The 11,175-nt window shown below is 68.8% G+C and carries 10 protein-coding genes and 1 CRISPR repeat array; of the genes, 2 read left to right on the plus strand and 8 right to left on the minus strand.

Annotation, left to right across the window (positions count from 1 at the left end):
- The coding region (locus ACWC5C_RS41740) for an HAD-IA family hydrolase (RefSeq protein ID WP_450884540.1) at window positions 1-247 on the plus strand (247 nt) is incomplete at its 5' end.
- Between the two features lie 252 nt (window positions 248-499).
- Window positions 500-1,810: a CRISPR direct-repeat array (repeat unit 29 nt; unit sequence GTGGTCCCCGCACACGCGGGGTTGGTCCC).
- Between the two features lie 194 nt (window positions 1,811-2,004).
- Here ACWC5C_RS41740 and ACWC5C_RS41745 read toward each other — a convergent pair.
- The 7 genes from ACWC5C_RS41745 to ACWC5C_RS41775 all read right to left on the minus strand — a co-directional run bounded on the left by ACWC5C_RS41745 (window position 2,005) and on the right by ACWC5C_RS41775 (window position 7,941).
- The gene (locus ACWC5C_RS41745; protein ID WP_450884542.1) at window positions 2,005-2,784 is read right to left on the minus strand and encodes an aldo/keto reductase; all 780 of its coding nucleotides are present in this window, start codon (window positions 2,782-2,784) and stop codon (window positions 2,005-2,007) included.
- Window positions 2,781-3,365: an AAA family ATPase gene (locus ACWC5C_RS41750; protein WP_450884544.1), complete on the minus strand. Its 585-nt coding sequence runs from the start codon at window positions 3,363-3,365 to the stop codon at window positions 2,781-2,783. The genes ACWC5C_RS41745 and ACWC5C_RS41750 overlap by 4 nt, the downstream gene beginning before the upstream one ends.
- Complete coding sequence (locus tag ACWC5C_RS41755; protein ID WP_450884546.1) at window positions 3,362-3,964, minus strand: 3'-5' exonuclease; 603 nt, start codon at window positions 3,962-3,964, stop codon at window positions 3,362-3,364. Before ACWC5C_RS41755 ends, ACWC5C_RS41750 begins: the two co-directional genes overlap by 4 nt.
- Window positions 3,961-5,145, minus strand: a complete 1,185-nt coding sequence (locus ACWC5C_RS41760) for a radical SAM protein (protein WP_450884548.1) — start codon at window positions 5,143-5,145, stop codon at window positions 3,961-3,963. Before ACWC5C_RS41760 ends, ACWC5C_RS41755 begins: the two co-directional genes overlap by 4 nt.
- 27 nt (window positions 5,146-5,172) lie before the next feature.
- Window positions 5,173-6,213 (minus strand): nucleoside-diphosphate kinase, encoded by a 1,041-nt coding sequence (locus tag ACWC5C_RS41765; RefSeq protein ID WP_450884550.1) that lies wholly within the window; start codon window positions 6,211-6,213, stop codon window positions 5,173-5,175.
- Window positions 6,210-7,232, minus strand: coding sequence for a thymidylate synthase (locus ACWC5C_RS41770; protein ID WP_450884552.1), 1,023 nt, complete (start codon window positions 7,230-7,232; stop codon window positions 6,210-6,212). The genes ACWC5C_RS41765 and ACWC5C_RS41770 overlap by 4 nt, the downstream gene beginning before the upstream one ends.
- Window positions 7,233-7,518: 286 nt before the next feature.
- Window positions 7,519-7,941 (minus strand): ATP-binding protein, encoded by a 423-nt coding sequence (locus ACWC5C_RS41775; protein ID WP_450884554.1) that lies wholly within the window; start codon window positions 7,939-7,941, stop codon window positions 7,519-7,521.
- Between the two features lie 474 nt (window positions 7,942-8,415).
- Here ACWC5C_RS41775 and ACWC5C_RS41780 point away from each other — a divergent pair, with 474 nt between their 5' ends.
- Window positions 8,416-9,711: a DNA-binding protein gene (locus ACWC5C_RS41780; protein WP_450884556.1), complete on the plus strand. Its 1,296-nt coding sequence runs from the start codon at window positions 8,416-8,418 to the stop codon at window positions 9,709-9,711.
- On the opposite strand, the gene ACWC5C_RS41785 is transcribed toward ACWC5C_RS41780, so the two are convergent.
- A complete protein-coding gene (locus ACWC5C_RS41785) occupies window positions 9,712-10,728 on the minus strand; it encodes an NAD-dependent epimerase/dehydratase family protein (protein ID WP_450884558.1) in 1,017 nt (338 codons plus the stop codon).
- Window positions 10,729-11,175 lie beyond the last annotated feature (447 nt).

Below are 11,175 nucleotides of genomic sequence, written 5' to 3' on the forward strand. Positions count from 1 at the left end.
CCTCGGGCTGTACGACTGCTTCGACGCGGTGATCCTCTCCGAGGTCGAAAAGGTACGGAAGCCGTCGCCAGCCATCTACCAGCGGACGCTGGACGTTCTTGGGCTCACAGGCCCCGAGTGCGTATTCGTCGATGACCACGCCGGAAACCTCCCACCTGCGGAGGCCCTGGGGATCCGCACCATCCACCACACGACGAACCCCGAGGCCACCGCCGCCCAACTCGACGCACTACTCGCCCACGCCTGAACCCGACGCAAGCCCCGGCCACACCTGGGAGCGCCGAGGGCCAACGTGCCTTGGCGACGGACCTCAACACCCCACCCGCCACCGGAATGGAGCAGCCACCGCAATAGTCCAAACTGAGCCGAGAAGCCTGAAGAGAACGGCGGTACCGAAATGACCACTATGCAGGGAATGCCAGCAAATCCCGTTTCGCCGGAGTCCGTAGAAGTGAGTAAAATCGAGCCCCCAGCCACATAAACCCCCAGGTCACCTACTGTGGTCCCCGCACACGCGGGGTTGGTCCCGACCTTGCGTCGGCTCTGCGCGGTGCTCTTCTGTGGTCCCCGCACACGCGGGGTTGGTCCTCCCCCGCGAGTCCGGTGGCCCGTGCCTCCGCTGTGGTCCCCGCACACGCGGGGTTGGTCCCACGCCCTGATTCTGAATGGCGAAGTTGATGAAGTGGTCCCCGCACACGCGGGGTTGGTCCCTGGGCCAGCGTGGTCCGCAGCTGGAGCGCCCGGTGGTCCCCGCACACGCGGGGTTGGTCCCATGGCGGACGTCAGCCGGACGAACCATGTGCCGTGGTCCCCGCACACGCGGGGTTGGTCCCCAGTTCACGCTGCCGCTGCTGCCCGCCCGCGAGTGGTCCCCGCACACGCGGGGTTGGTCCCCTGGTGCCGGACATCTCCGGCATGGTGCCGCCGTGGTCCCCGCACACGCGGGGTTGGTCCATCGGTCTCGGAGGGATCGAGCGCGCTCAGCGGGTGGTCCCCGCACACGCGGGGTTGGTCCCAGCAGGCCCTTGAGACCGAGGGCGTCAACGACGTGGTCCCCGCACACGCGGGGTTAGTCCCGCAGCTTGGACCGCGCCGACTTGATCCTGACCGTGGTCCCCGCACACGCGGGGTTGGTCCCACGACGGTGGAGGTGTGGCGGGAGGTCACCGCGTGGTCCCCGCACACGCGGGGTTGGTCCCGGCGCGGCGCGCGGCTGACCAGTCCGGACGAAGTGGTCCCCGCACACGCGGGGTTGGTCCCGTTGGCCAGCGTCACCAGCTTCGCCTGAGCCAGTGGTCCCCGCACACGCGGGGTTGGTCCCGTCCACGCGATGACGTCCGCCAGGACTGGCGCGTGGTCCCCGCACACGCGGGGTTGGTCCCTCGACGTCGAGTTCGGCGGCTTCGGTCCCAGGGTGGTCCCCGCACACGCGGGGTTGGTCCCAGGTCGTCGTTGCGGGCGGCCATCAGTGGGCGGTGGTCCCCGCACACGCGGGGTTGGTCCCGCCCGGCCCGAGGCCCTGCCGCGTCCCCCGTCGTGGTCCCCGCACACGCGGGGTTGGTCCCGGCGCGCCGTGGGACGTGGCTGAGGCGCACGCGTGGTCCCCGCACACGCGGGGTTGGTCCCCTCCGCCTCACCTACATCCCCGGCACCCACCCGTGGTTCCCGCACACGCGGGGTTGGTCCCTGGTCGAGCGGCTGGACCTCCTCCTCGGTCTCGTGGTCCCCGCACACGCGGGGTTGGTCCCGGAGAGCCGCACCATGCCGTACGGACACATCGCGTGGTCCCCGCATACGCGGGGTTGGTCCCTTCCCCTGCGCCGGGCCCCTTTGGCCTGCGCGGTGGTCCCCGCCCATGCGGGGTCTCGGCTTCTTCAGATTCCAGCCGCGATGCAGGGCACTTCAAGTGCATTGGAATTCTTGCTGGTCAGAGGCTGAGGGATGGCGCCCCCTCCGTTCACCATCGGCCGATGCGCGAGAGGGACTTGAACGTGAGTGCGGGTGTCACGCCCATGCGCCAGTCACTGCGGACACGAACTGGTAGAGGTGTTCCGGTGAGCTGGTGCCGGGGATCGGGGCGACGTGGGCGCCGAGCTGCAACAGCCAGTGGAGTGCTGCGCCGACTTCCGTTTGGCGTGCGAGGTTTCCGGCGTCGAGCGGCCGGTACGGCACGTACGGGATGTTGAGGTCGCGGCAGAGTTCGAGGGCCGGGTCGTGTCGGTCGGTCATGTTGAGGACGTTCTGTACGGCCGCCACGCGGGTGTGTTTGGCGGCGTCCCGGATGGTGTCCGGGGTGACCTTGGACAGGCCGATGTGGCCGATCTTGCCTTCGGTCCGGAGGGCTTCGAGGGTTCCGAGCTGGTCCGCGAGCCGTACCTCGGGGTCAATGCGGTGGAGGTAGCAGAGGTCGAGCCGGTCGGTCTGCAGACGGCGGAGACTGGCCTCGACGCAGGCACGGAGGTAGACGGGGTGGCCCAGGGGCACCCAGGTTCCGGGGGCGGGGCGTACCAGGCCGACCTTCGTGGCGATCAGTACGTGCTCGGGGTAGGGGTGCAGGGCGTCGTGGATGAGGTGTTCGACGGTGTGGGGGCCGTAGGCGTCGGCGGTGTCGATGTGGGTGATGCCGTAGGTGTGGACGGCTTGGCGGAGCACGCTGATCGCGGTGACGCGGTCCTCGGGTTCGCCCCAGATGCCGGGGCCGGTCAGGCGCATGGTGCCGAGGCCGAGGCGGGAGACCGTCTTGTCGGCGATGGTGATGGTGCCTGCGGGCGGAGGGGTGCTCATGCTGCGACCCCCTTGAGGCCGATCTCGACGGCGCGTTGGATGGCGTGGGCCTTGCTGCGGCTGGTGACGCGAAGGTGGTCCAGCTTCTCGTCTTCGAGGAGCGCGTGAACGTGCTGGTCGACCAGGGCGCGAAAACGGGCGTCGTAGTCGTGGCCCTGGTCGACGGGGACGGACGGGTCCAGCACGGTGGCCAGGAGGAGGTCGTACTTCGCGTATTGAGTCGCGGTCAGCAGGCGCAGCCGTTCCATGGCCATGGGCTCGGCGTGCTCGGCGCGGAACTCCAGAGCTGCGTTGTAGTACGCGAGCGCGTCGGGGGCCGCCCTGTCGGCGAGGACGACGTGGGTGCCTTGGGCCGCGCAGGCGATCTCGTCCGCGATGCCCTGGGCGGTGATCCACTCGGTGGACATCTCGGTGTGGTGCTGCATCTTCGACAGCCCGATACCGGCGGCTCGCTTGGCCAGGCGGCCGGTGCGGGCCACGGTCACGCCGTGGCCGCGCAGCTCCATCTCGATCCGCTTGAGCAGCGTCGTCTTGCCGGTGGAGTGGGTGCCGAGCACTCCGATGCGGAGGGGTGTGTTCACCACAGGGTGGGGTCCTCTTCTGGTTCGGGGGCGCCAGGCAGGCCGGGCGGTACGGCGGCGGCGATGAGCTGGTCCCAGGTGGCGTAGTGGTCGGCCATGGCGAGGAGGAGCTGGGCCGTGGCGTAGGCGTCGTAGGTGGCGCGGTGCCGTTGGGCGGGGGCGGCCGTGAGGTCGGGCTTGATGTGCCTGATCAGGGCGTCGAGGCTGTAGCCGGGCAGGTTCGGGTACGTGGCCTTGGCGAGGCGGAGCGTGTCGAGGACGCCGGTCGGCTGCCACGTCGGCAAGTGCGCCTTGAGTACGCGGTAGTCGGTGTGGGCGTTGTGGGCGCAGATCCACGCTGGGCCCAGGAGAGTGTGGACCTGGTCGGCGATCTCCGGCCACGTGGGGGACTTGGCCAGGGCTTCGTTGGTCAAGCCGTGGACCCGGGTGGCGAAGGGGGTGACGGGGCGGGGCGGGCGGATCAGCCACGCCCCGGCCGTGCTCGTGTCCGGCCCGCCGTCGCGAACGGGCAGGGCGGCCACCTCGACCAGGTCGGGAGGGTTGGTCCCGTTGCCTTCTACGTCCACGACGAGCAGTGCGGGCCAGGTGGCGAAGTTCATCGTTGGAGCGTTCCGTTCCCCGCTGGCCAGCCGATGGGGGCGCGGCCGTGCTGGCGGTAGTGGTGGGGCTTGTCGCGGTCGTGGCACTGGTAGCCGTAGCCGTGCTGGAGGTAGTAGCGCGGCGGCTCGTCCAGGCCATCCACGATGATGGCGCGGTCGGTTACCTCAACGGGCCCGGTCGCGCCGAGGACTCGGGCATCTTCGGTGACGCGGGTGAGGTCGGGCTTGACCCAGGCCGATTTACACAGCTCGACCTGTTCCCGAGGGCAGATGTCGCACAGTTCCCGTATGCCGAAGTGGCCGTTGTAGTCGGCCTCGCCGTGGACGTAGGCCACGGCACAGCTCGTCTTGCGGAAGAGCGCTCCCCATGGCGCGTTGAGGTGCTCCGGGGTGTGGAAGAAGTCGAGAATCCGCTGCTCGGCCGCCTCGGGCAGGACTTTGCGCCGGGCCGTGTGGTCGTACGGTACGGGCAGGCCGTTCGCCTCGTAGTAGGCCGCGATCTCCTGGCGGAAGAACAGGCCGGTGAAGACCGTCGCGTGGGCGTGCGCGGACAGCTCGCGGGCCCGCTCCAGGTGAGCGTCGGAGTCGTTGAGCCCGGGGACGATCGGGCGCCAGTACAGGACGGTGCGGTACCGCTCGGCGCGCTCGTGGAGGGTGCGTAGGCTCTCGGCGGCCACGTTGGAGTCGACCAGCTCGATGGCGTCGTTGTCGATGCCGGAGTGTGTGACCAGGACGGTCAGGCGCAGGTTCCGGAAGCTGTTGAGGACATCGCAGTCCTCCGGCCCGACGCGCCAGCGCGTGATGACGAGGACGTGATTGGTCATGCCCCGCGCGTCCAGGCTCCGCAGCACGTCGAAGAGGTGCGGTTTGACGACGGGCAGCATGGGGTCGGTCGCCCGGTTCAGGAGCTGGATGGGTGTCCGGTGCGGCCGGAAGTACGGGTGCTCCACGAGTTCCGCGACGGCTTGCTCGTCGCTCATCAGGCGGCGCGGGAGCTTCATCTCGAAGTTGTCGAAGAGCTGGCGGACGCAGTAGGCGCACTCCAGCGGGCAGCCGATGATCCAGTTCAGGGAGAGGCCGGACTTGCGGTACTCGATCACGTCCGCGAGGGAGGGCTTCAGCTCCCCGATCTGGTCCGGGGTGAGGAGGGGTAAGGGGCGGTGCTGGTAGGGCTCGCGCATGGATGCCTCCGGTTCGGGGGAAGGGCGTCAGTTCTCGACGGATGTGCGCTGGCGCGGGGCACTCAGCGGGTCGAGCAGGGCCCGGCGGCGGGCGCCGTACCAGGTGCCGAAGTCGCGCCGGGCGGCAGCCGGGTCGTCGGAGGTGTGCACCAGGTTGCGTACGAGGCGCTTCTCGGCGAGCGCGGCGGCCAGGCTGTCGTTGCCGAGGTCGCCGCGGATCGTGCCGGGCGCGGCCCGGGTGGGGTCGAAGTGTCCGAGGAGCTGGCGAAGGCGCCGGTGCACGCCCGGTTCCCCGTGGGCCAGCGCCACCGTGACCGGGCGGTTGGCGTATTCCGCGTCCAGGCAGGTGGGGATGGAGCGGTCAGGGAACCAGTCGGCGTCCACCAGCAGGTCCCAGTAGTGGACGTGGGCCTGCCACGCCTGAACGGTGAGATCTCGGCGCTCGGAGACCGTTACCCGGGCGGCACGAATCTGGTCCAGAACGGCGTCGACCAGGCCGCGCTCGATGGCGTCGGGCTTGCACAGGATGACCGAGCACCGGTCGAAGTCGGGCTCGTCCGGTCGGCGGCCGCCGTGGAACCAGGTGCCGAAGTCGCGCCGGGCGGCAGCCGGGTCGTCGCTGGTGTGCACGAGGTTGCGGACCAGGCGCCGCTGCGTGCGGGCGTCGGCCAGGCTGTCGTTCCCGAGTTCCCCGCGGATCGTCCCGGCCCCGGCCAACGTGGGGTCGGTGTGTCCGACCAACTGCCGCAGCCGGGCATGGATACCGGGCTCACCGCGAGCCAGCGCCACGGACACCGGCCGGTCGGCGAACGCCGCGTCGAGAAGGACGGGCAGATCACGGGGCCTGCGCTTGGCATCCGCGAGAAGATCGCGGTACACGACGTGCGCCTGCCAGGACCGCGCCACGGTGTCCCTGCGGTCCGTGACGGTGACACCGCATGCGCGGATCCTGTCGAGCACGGGCAAGACCAAGCCGCGTTCGACGGCGTCCGGCTTGCACAGGATGACCGCCCAGCGGTCGAAGTCGATGCCTTCTACCACGGCGCCGCTCTGCGGCTTCCAGCTCACTCCTCGCCTCCGTCCAGGGCGGCGGCGCAGGCTGGCCAGCGGTGGCCGACGAGCCACCGCAGCCCCGGGTCCAGCGCGGCGAGGAGGCTGGGGTCGACCTTCACGGCCTCGTCGTGCTGGAGCTGCCGATAGACCTCGAACAACAGCACAGGCTGCTGCCAGTAGGGATCCAGCCCCAGATCCCGCACGTCCTCGACGGTGTAGCGGGTCTTGTTCGTACGCAGGGCCTCTTCGTGCTCCAGGACGTGCGCCACCGTCGCCGCGGTGGTACTCACCGGCATCTCCGGGAACGGGAAGCGGACGGCTCTCCGACTGTCCGCCTCGGCCAGGACACGTTCGACGCGATCGGCGTTGCGGTCGTTGATATGAGCTGAGCCGATGAAGTGCGTATACGCGCCCAACTCCAGCCCGAGCTGTACGGCCGCGTACTCCTGGAGCATGGTGAAACTGAAGACGTCCGACAGCAGTCCGCAGTCCAGGTCGTTGGCCCGCATGGAGCAGACCATGTGCAGGTGTCCGTCACGCGACAGGAAGTGGAGCCCGGCCAGGCAGGCCACGTCGGGGTTGTCCCTGATCGCGAGTTCGCCGAGCGAGAAGACCGGGACGTATCCGCGCTTGCTGTCCGCCTCCGTCCGGAGCAGTTCCAGGACCCGGTCGAAAGGGGAGAGCATGTCGCCCTCCGCAGGGGTGAAGAGTGTGTGTCCGTACGCCGACCCGCCGATGTGGATGCCGTCGGAGGAGCTGGAGCGCATGGACGGGGCGTAGTAGCCGATCATTTCCAGATCCCGGCGGCCAGCCAGATACCACAGCGCCTCAGCGAAGTGGAAGACGGGATTGGCCTTGCGCTGCCCCAGATAGGGCAGCCGCTGACGCGGGTCCGGCAGTTGGAAGGAGGCACCGAGCACTTCGCGAGCGTTATGTCCCCGCGCCACGATGCGTTGCTCGTAATCGTCGGACACCTGCCTCAGGAGGGCCAGGTACGCGGCTTCCAGACCGGGATATCTGGTGGCTGTGAGCATGGAGTCTCCAAGTTGAGGCATCAACCGCAGGTGCGGGTGGGGGGCCGCATCAGGCCGCCAAGGTCGGTTCGGTGGACAGGGCGCGGCGCAGTGCGGAGAGATTGAAGGTGGCCATGACCGACGCGTGGTCGGACGCCTCGCGTAACCCGTCGTCGACGATGACCTCCAGCCGGGTCAGGGCCTGGGCGATCTGCGGCGTGGCGTAGATGCGGTCGATTCGCCCACCGTTCGGCTCCGCGAGGCGCCCCCGTCCAGGCGTGGCGCGCGGTGATTAGCCCTGGGTCCATCAGCACTTCCCTGCGGAGGTGGTGGGAATCGTGCACCACGTGCTGGTGCCGTCGGGCCTGATGCCCCAGGAGCCCCCGTGCTGCTCGGTGATGCACTGAACGAGCTGGAGGCCCCGGCCACCTTCGGCGTCGTCATTCGGTTGCTGGATCTGTGGGAATCGGCTGGTCTCATCGCTGACTCCAAGCCGGAGCACGCCGTCGTTGAGCTCCAGCGTCATGGTGATCTCGGTACCACGGCTGTGCTTGATGGCGTTGGTGACGAGCTCGGAGACGAGCAGTTCCATGTCCTCGACCAGCCCGGAGAGCCCCCAATACGCCAGGCGCGCCCTTGTCAGGCGGCGCATCTGGCGAACACGCTGTGCATCCTGCCTGGGGATGTCGTCGTGCTCGTCGCGCAGGCTGATGGTGAAGCCCACAGTCATGACGTCCTGCTCGCGGGTGAGAGCAAGCGATGGGGAGGTAGTCGCTGTCATGTTGATTCGCCGCCTGGTCCGAGGACTGCTGTCTGCCGACTCGCTGGAGCGCCCGGTGCGGGAAGGCCGTAGTGGACGGCGCCGTGCTTGAGCCCGCCTGGCCCCGCTCTCGCCCGGGCTGCATATGGGCGTTGGGCTGAGGGCACTCATGTCCGCCATGGCCGATCCTCCCGTCGGGTTCGATGCGCGTCGCCGCGCAGTGCCGCTGGGTTGGATCAGAGTGGAGGAGACCGGGATGGCTCCGCCATGTCCGGCAGGATGGCCTGTGCACCTCGTTCGAGCGATAAAAGTGGCGCGCAGATGGCTTCCAAGTGGTGTGTATCCCTACGGTGTTGCATGCCATGCAGGCGCGGTATTCCCTCGGTGAGGGATCGATCCGCGAAGGTGGGAGGGGCCGTGCCACAGCCAGCTACTCTGCTGAAAGTGCTGGTAGACCAGCGAAAGTGGCGCTACGTCGACTTCGCCCGAACGTTCGCTGCTACGGCTGACGAAGTCTTGGGCTTGGGCCCTGCGAACCCGACGGTGGGCGAATCCGCGTTCCGTCGCTGGACCGGCGGCAAGCTCCGCGGTCTGCCGGGTGCTGATACCTGCCGCGTTCTCGAAGCCATGTTCGGGATGCCGGTCGAGACGCTGTTCGGCCCTCCGCACAGCGCCAACGATCCCGCCTTGCCCGCGTTCGACCTGGAAGCCGAGATCGCTATGACCGCACGAGACGCCCAGGAAGATGCCAACGCCGCCGCGGCGTCGTCCATCTCTGACACCACGATCGACCAGCTCCGTGACGACATCGTCGCTCTGGCCGGGGCCTATAACCGCAAGTCCTCCTCAGCGGTGTGGACCGAAGCCCGCCGACTGCGAGAGGAAGCGGAAACGCAGCGCGACCGCACCAGGATCCCAGGCCAGCAGCAAGACCTGTTGGTTCTGGCCGGGCAAGCATCCGCCCTCTTGGCCACCGCCGCCTTCGACATGGGCTCGCTGGCGGGCGCGAAGCGGTTGGCGCGTACGGCAGCGCTCTACGGGGAGAGCGCCCGTTTCGGCCCTCTGCAGGCGTTCGCCGCAGGTGCCCTCGCGTACATCTCGTACTTCAGCGCGACACCCAGCGAATCGGTTCGTCTGGTTCAGCGAGGCCTGATGTGCGACGGATTGGGCGACACCGCCGTGCGCAGGCTGCGGGCGATCGAGGCTCGCGCGTACGGGCACCTCGGCGACACCGTGTCCGCACAGCGCGCTGTTGAGCTGTCCGAGGAGGCAAGGTCGGGCCGCACCGACGAACTGCACGAAGTGGTCGGAGGCGAGTTCGGCTTCAGTGAGGAGCGGCTGGCAATGTCGAACAGCAGCACGGCGCTCCTCGTCGGCAACGGCGAGCAGGCTGAAGCCAGCGCGCTACGTGCCCTGGAGCTTCTCAGTGCCAAGCCCGCAAGCGCTCGCTCCGCACGGGTGCTGGGAGGTGCCGCCGCCGATCTGGCCATGGCCCGGCTGTTGGACAACGACCTCGAAGGGGCCGCCGAAGCGCTGGCACATGTGTGGGACGTTCCCGTGGACCAGCGCGCCACCGGTCTCTTGCGCCGGATCAGCCAACTGCGCAGCACACTGACCCTGCCGCGCTACCAGGGCACCGCCGTGGCCGGTGATCTGGCCGAGCGCATAGAGGGCTTCGTCCTTGCATCATCGGCCCGGGCGCTCGACGGCCCATACGGACCGTTGACGCTGGAGCCCTGATCACAAGGAGGCCAGCACCTTGGCCTCCTTGTCGCGGTCGATGCCGTGCTCGGCCCACCGTGGATGATCCACCGGACGGCCATCAGCAGCCATCCAGGCCCAGGTGTCCCGGATCGTCTCGCTGAGCGGGCGGCACCGCAGCCCCGCCGCAACGGCGTGACCGGCATCGACCGACCACACCCCGGCGTGCGTACGCCACAACGGCAGCTCCGTCCACTGCCGGACACCCTGGGCGGTCAGCTTCTCGGGGGCAGCCCACACCGGCTTGCCCGCTCCCCCGGTGACCGCCAGGCACTCGGCGAGGAAGTCCCGCATCGTCAGCCCGTCCGGGTGCGCGATGTTGAACGCGCCGTGACCCTCTCCTTGCGCTTGATCGAGCGCGAACGCTGCCACATCGCGCACGTCAACGGGCTGGATGCGACGATCGGCGGGGGCGGGCGCGAGGACGGGTCCACCCTGTCGGGCTCGATTCAGCCACCAGGGCAGTCGGCCCACGTACTCACCCGGGCCCACGATGACACCCGGCCGAAGGAGCGCCACCCGCTCGTCGCCCAGGGTCTGACGCACTGCGTTCTCGCCGCCGACCTTCTGAAAGCCATAGATGGTCGGGCTGCCGCCCTCACCCGTGTACCCGTACGTCTCATCCGCGTCCGCCGGGCACTCCAGCAGCGGAGCGTCCTCTGTCAACGGCAGGTGAGGCCAGCCCTGATATACGGAGACGGTGGAGAGATGGACCCACCGACCAACGGCATCCTTCAAGGCGACTGCCGCCAGCAGGACATCGCGTGGAGCCAGCTCCGAGCTGGACGTATCGATGACCGCGTCCCAGAGGCCTTGCCCTGCGAGACGCCGCAGATCCTCCTCGACGGTCCTGTCCCCATGGACGGGCACCACACCCGGCACATCCGTACCGGACCGACCGCGGTTGAAGGTGGTCACCTCCCACCCGCGCGCCAGCGCGTCCTCCGCGACCTGCTTCCCCAGGAACCACGTTCCACCGATCACCAGAATCTTCATGGCGCTGATCCTGCCCTCGTGTGGGCTCGGCTGCACAGTCGGGGCAACATGGCTGCCCGGGTCGACAAGTACAGCACGGCCATGTCGGGAGCTGGCAGTAGAGGATGCGAGCGAGCTGGCGCAGTACGAAAGGAAGCAGCAGGCCGACTTCTTGGCGTCGAGAGGCTTCTGGGTATTTCCGCCACAGGCGAAGGCCTGCGGTTCCTTGCCCTGCTCTCAACAACTGGCCGTTAACGCAAAGAGCGTATGCCCATGGGCCCACGACGGGGGCGATGCTGGTCCCCTGCCCTCCCGGGAGGCACCTACGGCCCTGCCAAAGCAGCTGGAGCCGCCTCCAGATCACGCGCATCCACAAGGAGTCTCAATGACTGAGTCAAGCCGCCTGCGCGTCCGGCGGGACGGAGGTGAAGATGCGGTTGTCGCGCAGGAGCGCCCACAGGACGCCGG

This window comes from Streptomyces sp. NPDC001700 (genome assembly GCF_053596435.1).

Bases quoted from the DNA above. Each gene is read 5' to 3' on its own strand.
- ACWC5C_RS41745 (WP_450884542.1), bottom strand. From the start codon at position 2,784: ATGAGCACCCCTCCGCCCGCAGGCACCATCACCATCGCCGACAAGACG.
- ACWC5C_RS41755 (WP_450884546.1), bottom strand. From the start codon at position 3,964: ATGAACTTCGCCACCTGGCCCGCACTGCTCGTCGTGGACGTAGAAGGC.
- ACWC5C_RS41760 (WP_450884548.1), bottom strand. From the start codon at position 5,145: ATGCGCGAGCCCTACCAGCACCGCCCCTTACCCCTCCTCACCCCGGAC.
- ACWC5C_RS41770 (WP_450884552.1), bottom strand. From the start codon at position 7,232: ATGCTCACAGCCACCAGATATCCCGGTCTGGAAGCCGCGTACCTGGCC.
- ACWC5C_RS41775 (WP_450884554.1), bottom strand. From the start codon at position 7,941: ATGACTGTGGGCTTCACCATCAGCCTGCGCGACGAGCACGACGACATC.
- ACWC5C_RS41785 (WP_450884558.1), bottom strand. From the start codon at position 10,728: ATGAAGATTCTGGTGATCGGTGGAACGTGGTTCCTGGGGAAGCAGGTC.